Source organism: Streptomyces purpureus (genome assembly GCF_014648195.1).
Taxonomy (GTDB): Bacteria; Actinomycetota; Actinomycetes; order Streptomycetales; family Streptomycetaceae; genus Streptomyces; species Streptomyces purpureus.
On record NZ_BMQQ01000024.1, the window covers coordinates 79,291 to 102,468 of the forward strand.

The following is a 23,178-nucleotide window of genomic DNA, read 5'->3' on the forward strand; positions in this document are numbered from 1 at the left end:
CACCGCTGACGCGGGGCGGGGGAGGACGACGCCGTCCGACGGCGTGCCGGGGCGGCCGGCACGCCGCCGCCGGAAGTCCTCCCCCGCAGCCGGTTGTCGGCCCCGCCCCATCACCGCCGCACCACCAGGGAAAGGCCATACGTACGATGTTTGACGTCGAGTCGGACCGGACACCCGCACCCGGGCTGCCCGTGACGGGTGGGCAAACCGGCATCTGGCTGGCCCAGCAGCTCGAGCCGGACAGCTCCGCCTACAACATCGTCTTCGCCCTGGACCTGCGTGGCGCCGTCGACCTCGACCGGCTCGCCGCCGCCGTGCGGCAGGCCGTCGGGGAAGCCGAGTGCCTCCATGTGCGCATCACGCCGGGGGAGAGCGGACCGCGCCAGACACCCGTCCCCGTCACCGTCGACGTGCCCGTCGTCGACCTGCGCGGCGCCCCGTCCCCCCAGGACGCGGCCGCCGACTGGATGGCCGCGGACCGGGACCGGCCCGTCGACCTGGCCCACGACCCGATGTTCGCCCAGGCCCTGCTGCGGCTCGCGGACGACCGTGTCTGGTGGTACCAGCGGTACCACCACATCGTCCTCGACGGCATGGGCGTCGCGCTCGTCACCCGCCGGGCCGGCGAGATCTACACCCTCGGCGAGAAGGCCCCCGCCCGCCCGGACTGGTCCCTCTCCCGCCTGGTGGAGGCAGACCTCGCCCACCAGGCCTCGGAGAGCCACGCGGCGGACAGGGCCTGGTGGCGCGCGCGCATGGCCGGCCGCACAGAGCCCGCACGCCTCGTCGAGCGCACCCCGTCCCTCATGGCACGGCGCCTGCGGCGCTCGGTCGAACTCTCCGCCGAGGACACCGGCCGGCTCCGCGCCGCCGCCGACCGCGCCGGCACCCGGACCTCCCGCGTCCTGATCGCGGCCGTCGCCGCCTACCTGCACCGGGCGGGCGGTGAGCAGGACCTCGTACTCGGCCTGCCGCTGGCCGCCCGCCAGGACGACGTCTCGGCGGCCGTCCCCGGCATGGTCTCCAACATCGTCCCGCTGCGGCTGACCGTCGGACCCGGCACGACCGGGGCCGCGCTCGTCGCCGAGGTGCACGACGCGGTCGCCGACGCCGTCGCCCACGGCCGCCACCGCGCCGAGGAGATGGCCAAGGACCTTGGCCTCGTCGACGGCGTCCCGGAGCTCGTCGGCCCCACCGTCAACATCCTGCCCCGCGCCGAGGACCTGCGCTTCGCCGACCACCAGGCCGAACTCCGGCCCGAATGGCTCGGACCCGTCAGCGACCTGGCCTTCAGCTTCGGCGAGATCCGCGGCGGCGGTGTCACCCTGCACCTCGACGCCGACGCGGCCGTCTGCGACGAGGAGACGCTGCGCGCCCACGAACGCCGCTTCCTCGCCCTGCTGCACGCCCTCACCGAGCATTCGGACCGGCCCGTCGGCCACATCGAACTCACCTCCGGTCCCGAACGCGCCCGCCTGCTCGACGAGTTCGGCGTGTCCCCGCGCGAGGTGCCCGAACTGTCCTGGCCCGCCGCCTTCGAAGCACAGGTACGCCGCTCACCCGACGCCGTCGCACTCGTGCACGAGGAGCGTGAGCTGACGTACGCGGAGCTGAACGCCGCCGCCAACCGGCTCGCCCGCCTCCTCGTCTCCCGCGGCGTACGCGCCGAGGACGTCGTCGCCGTCGCCCTGCCGCGCTCCCCGGAGCTCGTCGTCTCGCTGCTCGCGGTGATGAAGGCGGGCGCCGCCTACCTCCCGCTCGACGCCGACCACCCCCAGGACCGGATCGCCTACATGCTGTCCGACGCCGGGGCGCGGACCGTCATCACCGTGCGGGAGCTCGCCGGCGAACTCCCGCAGGCACCGGGCGTCACCCACCTCCTGCTCGACGACCCGGCCACCGCCGGCAGCGGCGCGACCCTCGACGACACCGACCTCGGAGTGCCGGTCGCCCTGGACCAGGCGGCGTACGTCATCTACACCTCCGGCTCGACGGGCCGCCCCAAGGGCGTCGTCGTCCCCCACGACGGCGTCGGCAGCCTCATCGCCACCGCCACCGACCGGATCGGCATCACCGCAGACAGCCGCGTCGTGCAGTTCGCCTCCGTGGGCTTCGACGTGACGGTCTGGGACCTGATCATGTCGCTCTGCGTCGGCGGCCGCGTCATCGTCGTGCCCGCCGAGCGCCGCGTCGCCGGCCCCGCCCTCACCGACTACATCGCGCGGCACCGCGCCACGCACATGATCCTGCCGCCGTCCCTCGTCTCCGCGCTGCCCCCCGAGTGCGAACTGCCCGACGGCGCCGTCCTCGTCGTCGGCACCGAAGCCGTGCCCAGCGAGCTCATCGCCCGCTGGGCCGGACGGGTCAAGGTCGTCGTCGCCTACGGCCTCACCGAAGCCAGTGTCAACTCCACGCTGTGGCCCGCCGTCCCCGGCCGCCCCGGCCCCGCCCCCATCGGCCGCCCGGACCCCAACACCCGCGCCTACGTCCTCGACACGGCCCTGCGCCCCGTCCCCGTCGGCGCCGAGGGCGAGCTGTACGTCGCCGGGCGGGGCCTCGCCCGCGGCTACCTGGGCCGGCCGGGGCTCACCTCGGAGCGGTTCGTCGCCGACCCGTACGGCGAGCCGGGCACCCGTATGTACCGCACCGGAGACCGGGTCCGCTGGGGCGCCGACGGCAACCTCGAATTCCTCGGCCGGGCCGACGGCCAGGTCAAGATCCGCGGCCACCGCATCGAACCGGGCGAGATCGAGAGCGCGTTCATGGCCTGCCCGGGCATCGCCCAGGCCGCCGTCCTCGTCCGCGACGACCACCGCGGCGTCAAGCGGCTGGTGGCCTACCTGGTCGGCGACGGTGAGCTGGCGGACACCGAGGCCGCCGTGACGGCCGCCCGCGCCCGGGTCGCGGACACCTTGCCGGAGCACATGGTGCCGTCCGCCGTCGTCGTCCTCGACGGGCCGCTGCCGCTGACCCCCAACGGAAAGCTCGACAGCCGCGCCCTGCCGGAGCCGCGCTGGACGGCCGTCGGCGGGGCCGACGCACCCACCACCCCGGCGGAGACCCGGCTCGCCGCGCTCTTCGCGGACGTCCTCGGTCTGCCGTCGGTCGGTGTCCACGACAGCTTCTTCGAGCTGGGCGGCGACAGCATCGTCGCCATCCAGCTGGTGAACCGGGCCCGCGAGGCCGGGCTGACGATCAGCCCGCGTGAGGTCTTCCGGCTCCGTACGGTGGCGGCGCTCGCCCGGGCCGCGGGCGAGGTGGCAGGCCCGGCCGCGGTGGCCCCGGTCGCACTGGACGAGGACGCCCTGCCCGTCTCCCCGCTCCAGGAAGGTTTCTTCTTCCACGCGGAGTTCGACGCGCAGGCGGCCGACCTCTACGTCGTGCAGGAACTCCTCGACCTGGACGGCCATGTCGACCCCGAGCGGCTGCGCCGGGCCCTGCAGCAGCTCCTGGACCGGCACGCCCTGCTGCGCGCGTCCTTCCGCCAGCTGCCCGGCGGCCAGGTCGTCCAACGCCTCGCCGACCGCGTGACCCTTCCCTGGCGGCAGGCAGACACCTCCGAGACCGGGATCGACGACCTCCTCGCCGCCGACCGCGACGAGCGGTTCGACCTGGAGCGGCCGCCGCTGCTGCGCGCCACCCTGATCCGCGACGGACGGCGCCACCGGCTCCTGCTCACCCTCCACCACATCATCGCCGACGGCTGGTCCGTCTCCGTCCTGCTGCGCGAACTCGCCGCCGCCTACCAGGGCGACCCCCTGCCCGAGCCGGCCGCCCCCCACCCCTACCTGTCCTGGCTCGCCGCCCGGGACAAGGACGCCGCCCGGGAGGCATGGCGGCAGGCCCTCGCCGGTGTGGACGGCCCGACCCGGCTGCCCGCCCTCTCCCCGGCGACGGAAGGCACGCAGACACCGCCCAGGCCCGAGCACGTCGACACCCGGCTGCCCGACGACTTCACCGCCGAACTGACCGCCTACGCGCGGACCCACGGCCTCACCCTCAGCACCGTCGTGCACGGCACCTGGGGCCTGCTCCTCGGCGCGCTCACCGGCAGCGGCGACGTCGTCTTCGGCACCACCGTCTCCGGCCGCACCACAGAAGTCGCCGGCCTTGACAACGCCGTCGGCCTGTTCATCAACACCGTCCCCGCCCGGGTGACCCTGCGCCCCGACGAGACCCTCACCGACCTGCTGCGCCGCGTCCAGGACGAGCACACGGCGCTCCTGGACCACCAGCACCTCGGCCTCGCGGACATCCAGCGGACCGCGGGCGGCGGTGAACTCTTCGACACCCTCGTCGTGTTCGAGAACTATCCGACCGGCGACCTGTCGGCCGGGCAGCAGCCGGGCGCACTGCGCATCACCGGCGCCGAGGTCTCCGACGCCGTGCACTACCCCCTCGCGCTCGTCGTCGAGCCGGGCGACGGCCTGCTGCTGCGGTTCAAGCACGACGCGGCCCGCATCGACCAGGTGACCACGGCCGTCCTCGCCAACCGGTTCACGGCGCTGCTGCGTACCCTGATGACGGAGCCCGACCGCACGGTCGCCCGCACCGGCCTGCTCACGGGCCGGGAACACGAACACCTCACCGAGCGGAACGCCACCGCCCACCCCGTGCCCGACGCCACCCTCGCCACCCTGATCACCGCGCAGGCCGCCCGTACCCCGGACGGCACCGCCGTCGTCTTCGAGGACACCACGCTCACGTACGCCGAACTCGACCGGCGGGCCGAGGCGCTCGCCCGGCGGCTGCGGGCACGCGGAGCCGGGCCGGAGAGTTACGTGGCGGTCGCCGTGCCCCGCTCGGCCGAGCTGATGGTCGCCCTCCTCGGCGTCCTGAAGTCCGGCGCCGCCTACCTCCCCGTCGACCTGGACTACCCCGCCGACCGCATCGCCTTCATGCTCGGCGACTCGGGCGCCCGTACCGTCGTGACCACCGCCGAGGCCGCCGAACGGCTGCCCCGCGTGGAGGGCCTCGACCGGCTCGTGCTGGGCCGGGCGGACCAGGAGGACGGCCTCCCCGACACGCCCGGGCGGCCGGCCGGACCCGACCACCCCGCCTACCTGATCTACACCTCCGGCTCCACCGGCCGCCCCAAGGGCGTCGCCGTCACCCACCGGGCCATCGTCAACCGGCTCGCCTGGATGCAGGGGGAGTACCGGCTCGACCCCGACGACCGGGTGCTCCAGAAGACCCCGTCCAGCTTCGACGTCTCCGTGTGGGAGTTCTTCTGGGCGCTCAACCAGGGCGCCACCGTCGTCCTCGCCCGCCCCGACGGCCACCGCGACCCGGCCTACCTCGCCGAACTCGTCCGCGCCCGGCGGATCACGACGATGCACTTCGTCCCGTCGATGCTGGCCGCCTTCACCCAGGTCATGGAGAGCGCCACAGCCACCCCCGACTGGGCGGCGAGCCTGCGGCGGGTGTTCTGCAGCGGCGAGGCGCTCACCGGTGCCGAGGCCCGGCGCTGGTGGGAGCTGACCTCCCGCTCCGCAGGCGCCCCCGTACCCCTGCACAACCTCTACGGCCCCACCGAGGCAGCCGTGGACGTGACCCACCACCCCTACGACGGCGGCAGCGAACTCGCCGTCCCCATCGGCCGGCCCGTCTGGAACACCCGCCTGCACGTGCTCGACCCGTACCTGCGCCCCGTGCCCGACGGCGTCCCCGGCGAGCTGTATCTCGCCGGTGTCCAGCTGGCACGCGGCTACCACGACCGGCCCGGCCTGACCGCCGAGCGGTTCGTCGCCGACCCGTTCGGCGAGCCCGGCACGCGGATGTACCGCACCGGCGACCTGGTGCGCCGCCGTGCCGACGGCGCCGTCGAGTACCTCGGCCGCACCGACCGCCAGGTCAAGATCCGCGGCAACCGCATCGAACTGGGCGAGATCGAGGCCGCGCTGGCCGCGCTGCCGGGCGTCGCCCGCGCCGTCGTCGTCGTCCGCGACGGCGCGCTCGTCGGCTACGCCGTCCCGGCCCCCGGCACCCGTACCCCCGACTCCGAGGCGCTGCGCGCCGCGCTCGCCGAAGCGCTCCCCGCGACCATGGTGCCCAGCGCCTTGGTGACGCTGGACGAGCTGCCGCTGACCCCCAGCGGCAAGCTCGACCAGAACGCCCTGCCGTCGCCCGAGATCACCCCCAGGGCCGGCGGGCGGGCGCCCCGCAACGAGCGGGAGAGCGCCCTGTGCCAGATATTCACCGATGTGCTCGGCGTCCAGGGGATCGGCGCCGACGACGACTTCTTCGTCCTCGGTGGCGACAGCCTCACCTCGATCGCCGTCGCCACCAGGGCCCGGGAGAGTGGATTGACCATCAGCCCGCGTGACGTGTTCCAGCACCGGACCCCGGCGGCGCTCGCCGCCGCCGCGCCGGACGCCGCACCCGAGCCCGCACCTCCCACGGACGCGGTGACCGTCTCCGCGGCCGACGCCGGCCAGGCCGCGGCCGCCCTGCAGGCCGTACTGGCCCAGCAGGCCCTGTCCGGCGCGGCCGTCGACCCCGCCCTGCGCGCACTCCTCGACCAGCTGACCGCCGCCGCCCCCGAGGAGCCGCCGGCCCCCCGGCCGCTCGGCGGCCTCGACCTCACCCCGGAGGAGACCGCCCGCGTCGAAGCCGCCGCCGGACTCCCCGTCGCGGACATCTGGCCGCTCTCCCCGCTCCAGGAGGGCATGTACTTCCACGCCACCTACGACGCCGGCGACGCCCTCGACGTCTACCTCTCCCAGGAGACCCTCGACTTCGACCACCGCGTCGACGCAGGCCGGCTGCGCGCCGCCTGCCGGGCGCTCCTTGAACGCAACACCAGCCTGCGGGCCGGATTCGCCGGCGACGGCCTGCCCCGCCCGGTGCAGTTCATCGCGGACGGCGCCGAGATCCCGCTCGTCGAGGCGGACCTGTCCGGCCTGCCCGCCGACGAGCAGCGGGCCCGGACCGAGGAACTGCTCGCCACCGACCGGCGCCGGCGCTTCGACCTGACCTCGCCCCCGCTGTGCCGGCTGCTCCTGATCCGGCTCGGCGACGGCCGGGACCGCCTGGTCGTCACCCACCACCTCATCCTGTGGGACGGCTGGTCCGCGTGGCTGTTCCTGGAGGAGCTGTTCACGCTCTACGAGCGGTCCGGCGACGCCACCGGGCTGCCTGCCCCCGGCTCGTACCGCGACTACCTGGCCTGGCTGGACGACCAGGACAGCGAGGTGGCCCTCGACGCCTGGCGCCGGGTGCTCGCCGGCTACGACGAGCCGACCCTGGTCGCGCCGTCCGGCCGCGACAGCGGCCCGGTGATCCCTGCGGACTTCGACGCCGTACTGACCGAGGAGAGCAGCGACCGGCTGCGCACCCTCGCCCGGCGGCACGGCCTCACCCTGAACACCGTCCTGAACGCGGCATGGGGTCTGGTGCTCTCGGCGACGACCGGCCGCGACGACATCGCCTTCGGCACCGCGGTCGCCGGACGGCCCGCCGACGTACCGAACGTGGCCGGCATCATCGGCATGTTCCTCAACACCATCCCCGCCCGGGTCGCCTTCACCCCCGACGAGCCCCTGCTCGACCTGCTGCGGCGGATGCAGTCCGAGCGGGCCGCCGTCATGCCGTACGAGTACGTGGGCCTCGGCACCCTCCAGCAGGCGACGGGCCACCGCCGCCTCTTCGACACCCTCTTCGTGCTCCGCTCGGCCGACGGCGAGGACCGTGCCGCCGAGCTGCGGCAGCGGCACGGCATCACCGCCGTCTCCAACGTGGACGGCACCCACTTCCCGCTCACGCTGATCGTCACGCCCGAGACCCGGCTGCGCGTCACCCTCGCCGCCAGGCCCGACCTGTTCGACGCCGACCACGCGACCACGATCCTCACCCGCTTCACGGCCGTCCTCGACCGGCTCGGCGAAGCCCTCGCACAGGCCCCCGACTCGGCCCGCACCGCCGACGTCGACCTGCTGCTGCCGGCCGAGCGCGCCGCCCTCGTCTCCGCCTGGGCGGCCAGCCGCGAGCCCGTACCGAACGAGACCGTCGCCGACATGCTCGCGGCCCAGGTCGCCCGCACCCCGGACGCGGTGGCGCTGGTCTTCGGCGAGCGCGCCCTCACGTACGCCGAACTGGACGCGCACATCAACCGGCTCGCCCGGCTCCTGCTCGCCCGGGGCGCCGGCCCGGAGAAGGTCGTCGCGCTCGCCCTGCCGCGCTCCATCGACATGGTCGCCGCACTCTTCGCCGTCCTGCGGGCCGGCGCCGCCTACCTGCCGCTGGACCTCGACCACCCCGCCGACCGGCTGCGCCTCATGGTGGAGGACACCGGCCCGCTGTGCCTGGTTTCCACCACCGCCGTCGCCCCCGCCCTGCGCGGGGACGCCGGACCCGCCGCGCCCGAACTCCTCCTGGACGACGAGGCTGTCGCCGCCGAGCTGGCCGCGCTGCCGGACGGTGAGATCACCGACGCCGAACGGCCCGGGTTCACGCACGACGTACCGGACCGTCTGGAGTACCCGGCGTACGTCATCTACACCTCCGGCTCGACCGGCCGGCCCAAGGGCGTCGTCACCCCCTACCGGGGCCTGACGAACATGCAGCTCAACCACCAGAAGGAGATCTTCGACCCGGCCATCGCCTCCGCGGGCGGACGACGGCTGCGCATCGCGCACACCGTCTCCTTCGCCTTCGACATGTCCTGGGAGGAGCTGCTCTGGCTCGTCGAGGGCCACGAGGTCCACGTCTGCGACGAGGAACTGCGCCGCGACGCCGAGGCGCTGGTCGCCTACTGCGACGCCCACCGCGTCGACGTGGTCAACGTGACCCCGACCTACGCCCAGCTCCTCATCGAGGAAGGGCTGCTCGACCAGGACGAGACCGCCGGCAAGCACCGGCCGGCGCTGGTCCTGCTGGGCGGCGAGGCCGTCCCCGACACCGTCTGGGACCGGCTGCGCCGCACCGAGGGCACGTACGGATACAACCTGTACGGCCCGACCGAGTACACGATCAACACCCTCGGCGGCTCCACCGCCGACAGCGCCACCTCCACCGTCGGCGTCCCCATCCGCAACACCCGCGCCTACGTCCTCGACACGATGCTCCGGCCCGTCCCGCCCGGCTGCCCCGGCGAGCTGTACATCGCCGGCACCGGCCTCGCCCGCGGCTACCACGACCGGCCAGGGCTGACCGCCGAGCGGTTCGTCGCCGACCCGTTCGGCGCCCCCGGAGAGCGGATGTACCGCACCGGCGACCTCGTACGGCAGCGCCCCGACGGCCTGCTCGACTTCCTCGGCCGTACCGACGACCAGGTGAAGATCCGCGGCTACCGCATCGAACTGGGTGAGATCTCCACGGCCCTGTCGGCACACCCCTCCGTCGCGCACGCCGCCGTCGTGGTGAACGAGGCCACCGGCACCAAGCGCCTGGTCGGCTACGTCGTACCGGAGGAGGGCGCCGAGCCGGGCGAGGCGCTGACCCAGCGCCTGCGCGACCACCTCAAGGCCGGCCTGCCCGACTACATGGTCCCCTCCGCGCTCGTCACCGTCGCGACCCTGCCGCTGACCGTCAACGGCAAGCTCGACGTCAAGGCCCTGCCGGCCCCGGACTTCGCCGGCGCCGGGACCAGCCGCGCGCCACGCACCCCGCGCGAGGAGACGCTCTGCGCCCTCTTCGCCGAGGCGCTCGGCCTGCCCGAAGGCAGCGTCGGCATCGACAGCGACTTCTTCGAACTGGGCGGCCACTCACTGCTGGCCACCCGCCTCGTCAGCCGGGCCCGTACGGCGCTCGACACCGAGCTCGCCATCCGGGACCTGTTCGAGGCGCCCACCGTCGCCGAGCTGGCCGAGCGGGTCTCCCGCGCCCAGGGCGCGGCCCGCCCCGCCCTCACGGCCGGCGAACGGCCCGGCGAACTGCCGCTGTCCCACGCCCAGCAGCGGCTGTGGGTCATCCAGCAGATCGAGTGCACCTCGGCCGCGTACAACTTCCCGCTGGTCATGCGGGCGCACGGCGCCCTCGACATCGAGGCGTGGAGCGCCGCGCTCGCCGATGTGACGGCCCGTCACGAAGCGCTGCGCACGGTCTTCTTCACGGCGGCCGACGGCCAGACCTACCAGCGCGTCCTCCCCGCCGAGCAGGCATGCCCCGTGGTGGAGCGCGTCACGGCCACCGAGGACGAGCTGCCCGGCATCGTCGACGCGGCCGTCAACCGCCCCTTCGACCTCGCCGCCGAACTCCCGCTGCGGGCCACGATCGTGGAACTGGCCCCCGAGGATCACGTCATCGTGATGCTGCTGCACCACATCACCACCGACGAATGGTCCGACCGGCCGTTCCTGCGGGACCTGGCGGCCGCCTACGCGGCCCGCCTCGGTGGCACGGCCCCCGACCTGGCGCCGCTGCCCGTGCAGTACGCCGACTACGCGCTGTGGCAGCAGCGGCTGCTCGGCGAACCGGCCGACCCCGAAAGCCTGGCCGCACGCCAGCTGGAGTACTGGCACACGGCACTGGAAGGCGCCCCCGAGGAGCTGGAGCTGCCCACCGACCGGCCCAGGCCCGCCCGCCCGGCGTTCACCGGCGCCGAGCTGGACCTGGCCTTCGACGCGGAGGTCCACGACGGGCTCAAGCGGCTCGCCCGGGAGACCGGCGCCAGCATGTTCATGGTGGTGCACGCGGCCGTGGCCGCCCTGCTGCACCGCATGGGCGCGGGGCACGACATCCCCCTCGGCTCGCCCATCGCGGGCCGGAGCGACGAGGCGCTGGACGACCTGGTCGGCTTCTTCGTCAACACGCTCGTGCTGCGCACCGACCTCAGCGGCGACCCCAGCTTCACCGAACTGCTCACCCGGGTCCGTGAGACCGACCTCGCCGCCTTCTCCCACGCCGACGTGCCCTTCGAGGCCGTCGTCGAGAAGCTCAACCCGACCCGCTCCCTCTCCCGCAACCCGCTCTTCCAGGTGATGGTCGGCTACCACGCCCGCGGCGGCGACGAGCTGGAACTCCCCGGCCTCGCAGTGGAGTACGTACCCTTCGCGACCCGCACCGCCAAGTTCGACCTCGTGTTCAGCTTCACCGAGCACACCCCCGCCGACGGCGGCGCCGGCTCCCTGAACTGCCGTCTGGAGTACGCCACCGAGCTCTTCGACCAGGAGACCGCCGAGCGGCTCGGCGACCGGCTCGGCCGGCTCGTCGCGGCCCTCGTCGCCGCCCCCGGCCGCCCCCTGTCCCAGGCGGAGATCCTCACCCCCGACGAGCGGCAGCTGGTCGTCGAGGGCTTCAACGGCACACCACGCGAGGTCGAGGAGAAGACGTTGCCGGCGCTGTTCGCCCAGCGGCTCGCCGAGCGGCCGGACGCCGTCGCCGTAGCCGAGCGCGCCCGCTCGGTGACGTACGCGCAGCTCGACGCCCGTGCCAACCGCATCGCCCGGCTGCTCGCCGCGCACGGCGCGGGCGCCGAGAGCGTGGTCGGCGTGGCCGTGCCCCGCTCCGTGGACATGGTCGCCACGGTCCTCGCCACGCTCAAGCTGGGCGCCGCGTTCCTCCCGCTCGACCTGGTCCATCCGGCCGACCGCCTCGCGTACATGATCGAGGACTCGCGCGCCGCCCTCGTGGTCGGCACCGAGCCGGTCGCCGGGAAGATCCCCGACGCGGCGGGCGTCCCCGTGGTCCTGCTCGACGCCCCGGACACGGTCACCGCACTGGACACGCTGTCCGACGCACCCGTCGACGCGGAGCCGGCCGCACTGGACCAGGCCGCGTACGTGATCTACACCTCCGGCTCCACCGGCCGGCCCAAGGGCGTGGTCGTGCCCCACGAGGGCATCTCCAGCCTGGTCGCCACCGCCGTCGACCGGATGGGGCTGCGATCCGACAGCCGCGTCCTGCAGTTCGCCTCCATCGGCTTCGACGTCTTCGCGTTCGAGCTGTCGATGGCCCTGTGCCACGGCGGCCGGCTCGTCCTCATCACCGACGAGGCGCGGGTCGCCGGTCCGGCGCTCACCGACTTCCTCGCCGACCAGCGGATCACCCACATGATCCTGCCGCCGTCGCTGGTGTCGGCGCTGCCGCCCGGCTGCGAGCTCCCCGAGGGCTCGACCGTCCTGGTGGGTACCGAGACCGTACCGCCGGACCTCTTCGAGCGGTTCGGCGCCACGGCCGACCTGATCTGCGCCTATGGGCTCACCGAGGCGACGGTCAACTCCACGCTGTGGCCGGCCCGGGAGCACGGCGGCACCCCCTCCGGCCGGGTGCCGATCGGCCGTCCCGACCCGAACACCCGCGCCTACGTCCTCGACGAGCACCTGCGGCCCGTCCCGCCCGGTGTGGTCGGCGAGCTGTACGTCGCCGGACGCGGCCTCGCCCGCGGCTACCTCGGCCGGCCCGGTCTGACGTCGGAACGTTTCGTCGCGGACCCGTTCGGGAAGCCCGGCAGCCGGATGTACCGGACCGGTGACCGCGCCCGCTGGCGCGCCGACGGCAACCTCGACTTCCTCGGCCGGGTCGACACCCAGGTCAAGGTCCGGGGCTTCCGTATCGAACTCGGCGAGATCGAGGCGGCGCTCGCCGGGCACCCCTCGGTCGCCCAGGCCGCCGTGCTGCCCGACCGCGACGGCGACATCGTCCGCCTGATCGGTTACGCCGTACTGGAGTCGGGAGACGCCAGGGAGGCAGCCCCGCAGGAGCTGCGCGCCCATGTCGCCGGGCAGCTGCCCGAATACATGGTCCCGGCGCTCGTCGTGCCACTCGACGGCCCGCTGCCGCTGACCCCCAACGGCAAGCTGGACCGCAAGGCGCTGCCCGCGCCGGACTGGTCCGCCATGACGGGCGATGCCCGCCCCGCCACCGGCACACAGGCCCGCCTCGCCGCACTGTTCTGCGAGATCCTCAAGCTGGACAGCGTCGGCGTGCACGACAACTTCTTCGCGCTCGGCGGCCACTCCATGGCCTCCATGCGGCTCCTGGGCCGGATCCGCGCGGAGTTCGGGGTCGAGCTCAGCATCCGAGATGTCTTCGACGCGCTGACCGTCGCCGGTGTCGCCGGCAAGCTGGAGGGGGCGGCGGCCGCCCGCGTGGCGCTGCGCCCCGCCGGGGACCGTGAGGACCCGCTGCCGCTCGCGCCCGGCCAGCGGTGGCAGTGGGAGACCTACCGCCGTGGCCCCGGCTTCGACCACGCGCTGGTCCTGCGCTCCCCGGGCGGCCTCGACACCGGCTCGCTCGCCGCCGCGCTCGCCGACGTCGTGGCCCGCCACGAGCCGCTGCGCACGGCGTTCACCGAAGGCGACGGCACGGTGCACCAGCGGCCCGCCCAGGCTCCGGCCCTCGCCGCCGAGGAGTGCGCGGACCTCGACGCCCGGCTCGCCGAACTCGCCGGCCAGGCACCCGACCTGGAGCACGAGGCGCCGCTGCGGGCCCGCCTGCTCACCGCCCCGGACGGCAGCCACGCCCTGATGCTGACCATGCACTACCTCGCGGTGGACGAATGGTCCGTGGTCCCGCTCTTCCGCGACCTCACCACGGCCTACACGGCCCGTACGGAGAGCCGCGCCCCGCTCTGGGAGCCGCTGCCGGTCACGTACGCCGACTACACCCGCTGGGCCCACGAGGTCCTGGGCGACCTCGGCGACCCGGACAGCCGGGGCGCACAGCAGCTCGCCTACTGGCGGCGGACGCTGGCGGACGTCCCGGCCCGGCTGGCCCTCCCGGCCGACGGCCCGCGCCGGGCCGCCACGGACACGGGCCGACGGCCCGCGGACCACGTCGGGTTCGTCCTCGACGAACGGCTCCACGCGGACGTGGACCGGCTCGCCCGGGCCACCGGCACCAGCATGTTCATGGTGCTGCACTCCGCCCTCGCGGCCCTGCTCACCGCCCACGGCGCGGGCACCGACCTGCCCATCGGCACGATGGTCGCCGGCCGCACCGACGACCAGCTCGCCGACCTCGTCGGCTGCTTCCTCAACACCGTCGTCCTGCGCACCGACACGGCCGGCGACCCGACCTTCGCGGAACTGCTCACCCGCGTCCGGGAGACCACGCTCAGCGCCCTGGACCGGCAGGAGGTCCCCTTCGACGAGGTCGTCCGGGCCACCGGACTGCCCCCCGAGGGACCGCAGGTCATGGTCGTCCACCACGAGCAGGCCGACCTGGAGAAACTGGAAGGCGGCGTGGGCTCCCTGGAGGCCGTACCCACCGGCTCCGCCCGGGCGGAACTCACCCTGAGCTTCTACGAGCCCCGCGGCGAGGGCGTCGTGCACTGCGGACTGATCCACGCGACCGACCTGATCGGCGCCGCCAAGGCGCGGCAGCTCGCCGACGAACTTCTGGAGCTGCTGCGCACCGTGGTGGCCCACCCCGAACAGCCGCTGTCCGAGCTGTTCACCGCACCGTCCAAGAGGAGTGACAACGCATGACGACCAACCCGTTCGAGGACCCGCAGGGCGCGTTCCTGGTCCTGGTCAACGACGAGAACCAGCACTCGCTGTGGCCCTCCTTCGCGGAGGTCCCGGCCGGCTGGCGGACCGCCGCCGGCCCGGACACCCGCGAGATCTGCCTCGCCTACGTCGAGGAACACTGGACCGACCTGCGCCCCGCGAGCCTCGCCGCCCAGCAGGACTGACGCGGCAGAAGTCATACGAAAGCCGCCGCCCGCAGAGGCTTCTCCTCTGCGGGCGGCGGCTTCTTTGGGGGCTTGGGGCCTAGCACACGCCTTGGCCGGAAGTCTGGCGGCTGTCGGACCACGCCGCCCACAGCGCCGCGTACCGGCCGCCCGCCGCCACGAGTTCGTCGTGGGTGCCGGTCTCCACGATCCGGCCCTCGTCCAGGACGACGACGCGGTCCGCCGTCGCGGCCTGCGGGAGCCGGTGGGCGACCATCAGGCCCGTACGGCCCTCCAGAGCCTTCGAGGCGGCCTCCTCCAGCACCCCCGCGCCCGCACTGCCCGCGTCGGCCGTGGCCTCGTCCAGGATGGCGATGGGCGGGTCGGCGAGGACCAGGCGGGCCAGGGCGAGGTGCTGCGCCTGGGTCACCGTCAGCCGGTGACCGCCCTCGCCGACCACCGTGGCCAGACCGTCGGGCAGGGCCTGCGCCCACTCCAGGGCACCGACATGGGCCAGCGCTTCGCGCAGCTCCTCGTCGGTGGCGCCGGGCCGCGCCAGGCGCAGGTCCTCGGCGAGCGGGCCCGCGAAGACGTGCACCTCCTGGCTGATCAGCGTCACGGCCCGCCGTACGCCCGACGGGCCCAGCTCGCGGACGTCGACACCGCCCAGCGAGATCGACCCGCCGCGCGGCTCGTGGACACCGGCGATGACCTTGGCCAGCGTCGTCTTGCCGGCGCCGCTCGCGCCCACCAGCGCCACCCGTTCGCCGCTGCGCACCTCCAGGTCGATGTCGAAGAGCACGGGACGGTCGTCGGCGTACGCGTGGCTGAGGCCGGTCACCTTCACCGCGCCGTCGACCGGGACGCTCCCGCCCCGCGGCAGCCGCTCGGCAGGGAGGTTCGAGACCCCGGTCAGGCGGGCGAAGCTCGCGCCCGCCGACTGGGCGTCGTCGATGAGGAACAGCGTGGCGTTGATCGGGTTGAAGAGGCTGTGGAAGTACAGCGCCGCCGCGGTGGCCGTGCCGATGCTCACCGAACCGTTGTCGACCAGCCAGAAGCCGGTGGCGAGCATCGCGGCCAGGCCGATGAACTCGGCCAGGTTCAGCCGGGAGAAGAACCCGGTCACGATGTGCAGGCCGCGCACTGCCAGATCACGCGCCGACGCCGAACGGTCCGTCAGAAGCGCGGTGTGCGTGTCGTTCAGCCGGAACGCGCGGACGGTGCGCACACCGCCGATGCTGTCGAGCAGCTGGTGCTGGAGCGCGCCGGTGGCGACGCGGTGCTCGGCGTACACCGGCGCGGCCCGGCGCAGGTACCAGCGCACGGACAGCACCTGCACGGGCATGGCCAGCAGGGCCGCGAGCAGGAACCGCCAGTCCAGGACGGCGAGTCCGACCATGGTCAGCACGATGGTGAGGGCGGAGCGGGTGAACTCCGGCAGCGCCTGGCGCACCGATTTGGCGATCATGGACACATCGCTGGTGACCCGGGAGACCAGGTCTCCCGAGCCGGCCGCCTCGACCCGTTCCAGGGGCAGCCCGAGGGCCCGCTCGATGAACCGCTCGCGCACGGAGGCGAGGACGGTCTCGCCGAGCCGGGCCACGAGCGAGCTGCCCACGGCGGCCGCGGCGCCCCGGGCCAGCGCCACCACGACGAGCAGGACCAGCGGCAGGGTCAGGGCCTGGGAGCCCCGCCGCTCCACCACCAGGTCGACGATGTGTCCGAGCAGGGGAGCGGTCAGCAGACCGATCGCCGTTCCGGTGACGAGGACGGTGACGGCGCCCACGGCCAGGAGCCGGTGCCCGCGCAGGATCGTACGGAGCGCCGCGAGGCTCTCCGTGCCGCTCGCGGTCGGGAGGAGCGCCCGGTCCGGCCGGTCCGTGCTGGTTCCGCTCATGGCCGTTTCCGTCTCTTCCGTCGTCTCCGTCGCGGGGGTGCCCGGCCCTTCCGGGCGGGCTTCGTACGTGGCGGTCATGCGAGCACCGCCGCGCGGTACGTCTCGTCGGCGGCGACGAGTTCGGCGTGCCGGCCGTCGACGGTGACGGTTCCCTCGTCGAGGACCACCACCCGGTCGGTCACCGCGAGGAGGGCCGGGCTGGTCGTGATGAGGACCGTGGTCCGCCCCCGCCGGACGTCGCGCAGCCGGGCGGCGATACGGGACTCGGTGACGGTGTCCACGGCGGTGGTCGGGTCGTGCAGGACGAGCACGGCGCGATCGGCGGCGAGCGCCCGGGCGAGCGCGACCCGCTGGCGCTGGCCGCCGGAGAGGGACCTGCCGCGTTCGGCGAGCAGGGTGTCCGCGCCGTCGGGCAGCAGCCGGGCGACCTCGTCCGTCGCCGAGGCGGCCAGGGCGTCGTCGACCGCACTCGTACCGGCGTCGGCCGCCCCCGCCCGTACGTTGTCCAGCAGGCTGCTCTCGAACAGGTCGGCGTCGTGGTGGGCGACCAGGACCGAGCGGCGCAGCCCGTCGGGGTCGAGCTCGGTCAGGGGAACGCCGTCGAGCTCGACCAGGCCGTCGGACGGGTCCGCCTCCCTGGCGAGGGCGAGCATCAGGTCGTTGGCGGCCGCCGGATCACGGGCGACGACGCCGGTGAGGCTGCCGGGGCGGAGGTCGAGGTCGACCCCGCGCAGCGTGCCGAGGGTCAGCCCGCGCAGCCGGACGTGACCGGCGCCGGACGGTGTCTGCTGCCCGCCCTCCACGGCGGCGGGGGAGGCCAGCACCTCGGCGATCCGGCGCGCGGAGGCGCGTCCCTGCGCGAACTCGGCGTTGACATAGGCGAGCAGCTGGAAGGGGCCGAGGAGGAACTGGGCGAGACCCACCGCGGCGACCAGATCGCCGACGCTGATCGAGCCGTCCATGGCCAGATAGGCGCCCACGATGCCGATGACCGCGATGAAGACGCCCGTCAGGGCCAGGACCGCGCCCTCGTGACCGGCCCGGCTGCGGGCCGCCCGCAGCGCCGCGGCGAGCGAGTCCTGACTGGTCGTACGGTAGCGGGCGACGGCCGCCGCCTCGGCTCCCATGCCCTTGAGGACACGCAGCCCGGAGACCAGGTCGGCCGCGACGCCGGAGGCGTGCGCGGCGCTCTCCTGCTCCGTCTCGCTGCGGCGTTCGAGAGGCCGGCTGATGCGGTGCCCGAGCCAGAGCAGCGGGGGAATGCCGAGCAGGACGAGCAGCCCGAGCGGTACGGAGATCCTCAGCAGCGCGACGGCGCTGATCACCAGGGCGGCGGCCGCGGCGCAGCCGTACGCCAGCACGGTGGCCACCGAGCCCACGCGGCGGGCGTCGTTGGTGGCGATACTGGTCAGCGCGCCCGGCAGCCGGTTCGCGTCGGCGCCGCCCCGGGGGTCGAGCACCCGGGCGCCGAGCTCCAGCCGGAGCCGGTGCGCGGCGTGTTCGCCCGAGCCCTCGGCGATCCGGGCGCTGGTGCGGTAGCAGGTGGACAGGACGAGGAAGAGCGCCGCGAGCACCAGGAGCCAGCGCAGCAGGGCCTGCGAGGAGCCGGTGGCCACCGCCGTGTCGATGGCGGCGCCGATGACCACGGGCACCAGGGCTTCACACCCCTGGTGGGTCATGCCGAGCAGGGACGCGGAGATCACCCGCCTGCGCTGTCCCCTGATCGCTCTGCGGAGGACGTGGCCCCCGGTCGGTCCTCCAACTGGCATGTGGCCCTCCGCCTGGAGATCTGAGAAAAGTTAGGTAAGGCTACTCTAATCAGGTGCGCTCATCGTGTCCTCGCCCCGGGCCCGCGGAGAAGGTCGTTCCGTCGTCTACTCCCGCTGCGGGCCAGCGCGTTGACCGACTATCCACGTTCGGTTAGCCTCGCCTAAGTTGCAAGCCTCTTCCGCGCCTCACATCGCACGCGGTACGCCTGAGTCACCGTCAGGGGGAATTGTCGTTGCCGGTCGAAACCCAGGCGGTGGTGGAGGACCAGGCCGTCACCGCTGCCGGCCCGCGGCCGGGCCGGTCCGCCACGGCTCTGCGGGGAGCGGGCCTGCTGGCCGTGCTCGCCGCCCTCGTCCTCGTCGGACTGCTCGGCATCTGGGTCGGCACCCGGGGAATCCCGTTCACCTCCACCTGGAGCGTGCTGTGGAACCCCGACGGTTCCGAAACCTCGATCATCATCCATGACTACCGCGTCCCCAGAACGCTGCTCGGGCTGCTCGTCGGCATGGCCCTCGGCCTCTCCGGCGCGCTGATGCAGGCCCTGACCCGCAATCCGCTCGCCGAGCCGGGACTCCTCGGCATCAGCCTGGGCTCCTCCGCCGGAGTCGTCGTGGCCATCGCCTTCCTCGGCGTGGGCACCGTCCTCGGCTACGTCTGGTTCGCCCTCCTCGGCGCGGCCCTGGCCTCCGTGGTCGTCTACACACTGGGGTCCTCGGGCCGCAAGATCGCCACCCCCGACCGGCTCGTCGTCGCCGGCGCCGCGGTGACCGCGGTGCTCTACGCCTTCAACTCGGCCGTCCTGCTGCTCAATCCCAGGGCCTTCGACCAGTTCCGGTTCTGGACGGTGGGCTCCCTCGCGGGCCGCTACTACGACGTCGTGTACGTGATCCTGCCGTTCGTCGCCGTGGGGCTGCTGATCGCCCTCACCCTCGCCCCCTCGCTCAACGCCCTGGCCCTGGGCGACCAGATGGGCCGGGCCCTGGGAGTCAACGTCACCAGGACGCGGGTGCTGGGAGCCGTCGGCGTCATGCTGCTCTGCGGCGCGGCGACCGCCGCCGCCGGCCCGATCGCCTTCGTCGGACTCGTCGTTCCGCACATCGCACGGTTCGTCGTCGGCCCCGACCAGCGCTGGGTGATGGCGTACTCGATGCTCCTCGCCCCCGTCCTGCTCATCGGAGCCGACGTCCTCGGCCGCGTGCTCGGAGCGCCCGGCGAGATCCAGGTCGGCATCGTCACCGCGTTCGTCGGGGCGCCGGTGTTCATCGCGCTGTGCCGCCGTCGAAAGCTGGTCATGCTGTGAGCGACGTACGGAAGGCGGACGTCTCCACCGCCAAGAGCTCCCCGGACTCCGGCCGCGGGCCGGCCCATCGCCCGCGCGTCGTCAGCGGCACGGTGCTGCGCACCCGGGGCGGCGCGCTGTCCGTACGGTTCCAGGGCCGGACCGTTGCCGTCACGGCCGCCCTGCTCACCGTCCTCGTCGCCGTCATGCTCACCACGCTCACCACCGGCGACTTCGAACTGACCGTCGGCGAAGTCCTCCAGGCCGTCTTCGGCAACGGCTCCGGCGGCGCCGACTTCATCGTGAACACCCTGCGCATGCCCCGCCTGCTGACCGCGCTCTGCGTCGGCGCCGCCCTCGCCGTCAGCGGCGCCATCCTGACCAGCCTGACCGGCAACGCGCTGGGCAGTCCGGACATCATCGGCTTCACCAACGGCTCGGCAGTCGGGGCGCTCGTCGTCATCATCGTGCTGCACGGCAGCATGACCCAGATCGCGCTCGGCGCACTGATCGGCGGCCTCGCCACCGCGGCCGCCGTGTACTTGCTCATGCTCGGCCGCGGCCTGCAGGGCTTCCGCCTGATCGTCATCGGCATCGGGGTGAGCGCGCTGCTGCTCGCCGTCAACTCCTACCTGATCACCCGCGCGACCTTCCAGGAGGCCCTGGAGGCCCAGGCGTGGCTGATCGGAAGCCTTGGCAACAGGGGCTGGCAGCACGCGAACGCCATCCTCCTCGCCGTCGCCGTGCTCCTCCCGCCCGCCTTCTACTTCTCCCGCCGCCTGTCCATGGTGGAGATGGGCGACATCACCGCCATGGCCCTCGGGGTCAACGTGGCGCGCACACGCGCGGTGCTGCTCCTCATCAGCGTCGCCCTCGCCGCCTTCGCCACCGCGGTGACCGGCCCCATCTGGTTCATCGCGCTGGCGGCGCCCCAGCTGGCCCGGCGGCTGACCCGCTCGTCCGGCCCCGCGCTGCTGCCCGCCGCCGTCATGGGCGCCCTGCTCCTGGCCGCGAGCGACCTCGCCGCCCAGCGCCTGTTCTCCCCGGCGCTGCTCCCGGTGGGCACGGCCACCGGCACCATCGGCGGGCTGTACCTCATCTGGCTGCTGATCACCGAGTCGCGAAAGAGCCGCGCATGACTGGAACGAACGCCCCGACACCCCGGCTGCGCGCCGAGGACCTGACACTCTCCTACGACCGGCGGACCGTCGCCACCCACCTCGGCGTCGACATCCCCGACCACTCCTTCACCGTGATCATCGGGCCGAACGCCTGCGGCAAGTCCACCCTCCTCAAGGCACTCGCCCGGATGCTCAAGCCGAGCGAAGGCCAGGTGTACCTCGACGGCGCGGCCATCGCCTCGTACCGCTCACGCGAGGTCGCCCGCCGGCTCGGGCTGCTCCCGCAGTCCTCGACGGCGCCCGGCGGCATCACCGTCGGCGACCTCGTGGCGCGGGGCCGCTACCCCCACCAGGGACTGCTGAAGCAGTGGTCCGCCGAGGACGAGGCCGCCGTTGTCGAGGCGATGCGCCAGACCGGCGTCCTGGAACTCGCCGACCGGCCCGTCGACGACCTCTCGGGCGGCCAGCGCCAGCGCGTCTGGCTCTCCATGGTGCTGGCCCAGCAGACCTCCATCCTGCTCCTGGACGAACCCACCACCTTCCTCGACATCGCCCACCAGGTCGAAGTCCTGGACCTGTGCGCCGAGTTGCACGCCCGCAAGGGACACACGGTCGTGGCGGTGCTGCACGACCTCAACCAAGCCTGCCGCTACGCCACCCACCTCATCGTCATGCGGCCGGGCGGCACGGTCGCCGCGGTGGGCGACCCGGCCACCGTCATGACCGCCGAGCTGGTCGAGGACGTCTTCGGGCTGCCCTGCCGGATCATCGACGACCCCGAGACCGGCACACCCCTGATGGTGCCGGCCGCGCCCAGGCGCCACGAGCCGCAGGACGGCGACGGCTCCACCTCCGTCGCCGGCACCGTGATGGCCGAAACCCGTTAGGACGGACTGTCCATGATGCTCTGTACGAGGCTGACGAACGCCAACATCCTCACCATGGACCCGGACCACCCGGTCGCCCGCGACCTGGGCATCTGGCAAGGCCGGATCGTGGGTCTGGACGAGGCCGTGACCTCGCTGCCCGCCCGGGAGGTCGTCGACCTCCAGGGCGCCACCGTGCTCCCCGGCTTCATCGACAGCCACGTCCACCTGGCGTGGACCGGACTGAAGGCGAGCTCCCCGAGCATCGCCGGACTCCACAGCGTCGACGACGTCCTCCAGGCCGTCGAGAAGGCCGCCTCCCGCAAGGGCGCGCCCGGCCAGTGGGTGCACATCGGCGGCTACGACCAGCGGGCCCTCGGGCGCCACCTGACCGCTGCCGAGCTGGACCGCGTCAGCCACGGCCGCCGGCTGTTCCTCATGCATGACTCCGGCCACGCCTGTGTGGTCAACAGCGCCGTCCTCGACCTCCTCCCGGACGGCGTCCCCCACGACAACGGCCTCCTCGTCGAGGCCGCCATGGGGGCCGTACGGCGCCTGCGCCTGCCGTACTCGCAAGCGGAGCTCGCCGACGCGATCGAGCACGCCGGCCGCGCCTGCCTCGCCGAAGGCATCACGGCCTGCGCCGAGGCCGGAATCGGCGGCGGCCTGCTCGGCCACAGCCCCGTCGAGCTCGGCGCGTACCAACTCCTGCGGGACCAGGGCCGGCTGCCACTGCGGATCCAGGTCATGCCGGGCGGCGACACCCTGCGGCCGGTCGGCGCCCACGAGCACGACGGCATCCCTCGCGGGCTCGACCTCGGCCTGCGCACCGGCTTCGGCGACGACTGGCTGTCCATCGGCGCGCTCAAGATCTACACCGACGGCGGCATGATGGCGCGCACGGCCGCCCTCACCGAGCCGTACGAGGGCATGACCCACACCGGCCAGCTCCAGGACGACCCCGAGCGCCTCACGGACCTCGTCGTGGACGGCCACCTCGCGGGCTGGCAGCTCGCCGTCCACGCCATCGGCGACCGCGCCGCGGACCTCGCCCTGGACGCCCTGGAGCGCGCCCAGAAGCTGCGGCCGCGCCCCGACGCCCGCCACCGCGTCGAGCACGCCGGGCTGATCCGCCCCGACCAGCTCGCGCGCTTCGCCCAGCTCGGCGTCAGCGCGGTCGTCCAGCCCAACTTCCTGCGCTACTTCGGCGACGACTACGCCACCGTCATGGGCGAGCGGCGGGCCCCGTGGATGTACCGCGGCCGGGGCTTCCTCAACCACGGTGTGACACTCGTCGGCAGCTCCGACCGGCCCGTCACGGACGGATCCCCGCTGCGCGCCGTCCAGTTCATGGTCGAGCGCGCGTCCGCGTCCGGCCGGCTGATCGGCCCCGACGAGGCCGTCACCGTCGACGAGGCCCTGCGCGCCTACACCGTCGCCGGCGCGTACGCCTGCCACTGGGACGACAGCGCCGGCACCCTCGCCCCCGGCAAGCGGGCGGACCTGGTGGTCCTCGGCGACGACCCGCGGCGCGTCGATCCCTCCCGGATCGGGGACATCGAGGTCGTGACGACGCTCGTGGACGGCCGCGACACGAAGGAGACGTGGACGACGCCCCTGTAGCCAGGGGGCGCCGCAACTGGGCCCAGCGGCTTGGAGATTCACTTAGGTAAGGCTAACCTTAGTTTTAC

Annotated in this window: 8 protein-coding genes; 6 read left to right on the forward strand and 2 right to left on the reverse strand. The window is 73.8% G+C overall.

All coding sequences use genetic code 11. From position 1 onward, the window contains the following. Positions 1-146: 146 nt before the first annotated feature. Positions 147-14,369, forward strand: a complete 14,223-nt coding sequence (locus IEZ01_RS25895; protein WP_189204029.1) for a non-ribosomal peptide synthetase — start codon at positions 147-149, stop codon at positions 14,367-14,369. Next, positions 14,366-14,575 (forward strand): MbtH family protein, encoded by a 210-nt coding sequence (locus tag IEZ01_RS25900; RefSeq protein WP_019890437.1) that lies wholly within the window; start codon positions 14,366-14,368, stop codon positions 14,573-14,575. The genes IEZ01_RS25895 and IEZ01_RS25900 overlap by 4 nt, the downstream gene beginning before the upstream one ends. Before the next feature lie 79 nt (positions 14,576-14,654). Here the strand turns inward: IEZ01_RS25900 and IEZ01_RS25905 are convergent, their stop codons facing one another. Next, positions 14,655-16,529 (reverse strand): ABC transporter ATP-binding protein, encoded by a 1,875-nt coding sequence (locus IEZ01_RS25905; protein ID WP_444545493.1) that lies wholly within the window; start codon positions 16,527-16,529, stop codon positions 14,655-14,657. Then, a complete protein-coding gene (locus IEZ01_RS25910; protein WP_189204032.1) occupies positions 16,526-18,220 on the reverse strand; it encodes an ABC transporter ATP-binding protein in 1,695 nt (564 codons plus the stop codon). The genes IEZ01_RS25905 and IEZ01_RS25910 overlap by 4 nt, the downstream gene beginning before the upstream one ends. 233 nt (positions 18,221-18,453) lie before the next feature. Here IEZ01_RS25910 and IEZ01_RS25915 point away from each other — a divergent pair, with 233 nt between their 5' ends. Genes IEZ01_RS25915 through IEZ01_RS25930 form a run of 4 tightly spaced genes read left to right on the forward strand, consistent with a single transcriptional unit; the run spans position 18,454 to position 23,110 of the window. Beyond that, positions 18,454-19,521, forward strand: a complete 1,068-nt coding sequence (locus IEZ01_RS25915; protein ID WP_019890440.1) for a FecCD family ABC transporter permease — start codon at positions 18,454-18,456, stop codon at positions 19,519-19,521. Then, the gene (locus IEZ01_RS25920) at positions 19,518-20,639 is read left to right on the forward strand and encodes a FecCD family ABC transporter permease (protein ID WP_019890441.1); all 1,122 of its coding nucleotides are present in this window, start codon (positions 19,518-19,520) and stop codon (positions 20,637-20,639) included. Before IEZ01_RS25915 ends, IEZ01_RS25920 begins: the two co-directional genes overlap by 4 nt. After that, positions 20,636-21,508 carry an ABC transporter ATP-binding protein gene (locus IEZ01_RS25925; protein WP_189204034.1) on the forward strand — a complete coding sequence of 291 codons (873 nt, stop codon included), beginning with the start codon at positions 20,636-20,638 and terminating at the stop codon, positions 21,506-21,508. The genes IEZ01_RS25920 and IEZ01_RS25925 overlap by 4 nt, the downstream gene beginning before the upstream one ends. A gap of 15 nt (positions 21,509-21,523) precedes the next feature. Further along, positions 21,524-23,110, forward strand: a complete 1,587-nt coding sequence (locus IEZ01_RS25930) for an amidohydrolase (RefSeq protein ID WP_189204055.1) — start codon at positions 21,524-21,526, stop codon at positions 23,108-23,110. Positions 23,111-23,178: the final 68 nt, after the last annotated feature.

Bases quoted from the DNA above. Each gene is read 5' to 3' on its own strand.
- IEZ01_RS25910 (WP_189204032.1), bottom strand. From the start codon at position 18,220: ATGCCAGTTGGAGGACCGACCGGGGGCCACGTCCTCCGCAGAGCGATC.
- IEZ01_RS25930 (WP_189204055.1), top strand. From the start codon at position 21,524: ATGCTCTGTACGAGGCTGACGAACGCCAACATCCTCACCATGGACCCG.
- IEZ01_RS25925 (WP_189204034.1), top strand. From the start codon at position 20,636: ATGACTGGAACGAACGCCCCGACACCCCGGCTGCGCGCCGAGGACCTG.
- IEZ01_RS25900 (WP_019890437.1), top strand. From the start codon at position 14,366: ATGACGACCAACCCGTTCGAGGACCCGCAGGGCGCGTTCCTGGTCCTG.
- IEZ01_RS25895 (WP_189204029.1), top strand. From the start codon at position 147: ATGTTTGACGTCGAGTCGGACCGGACACCCGCACCCGGGCTGCCCGTG.
- IEZ01_RS25905 (WP_444545493.1), bottom strand. From the start codon at position 16,529: ATGACCGCCACGTACGAAGCCCGCCCGGAAGGGCCGGGCACCCCCGCG.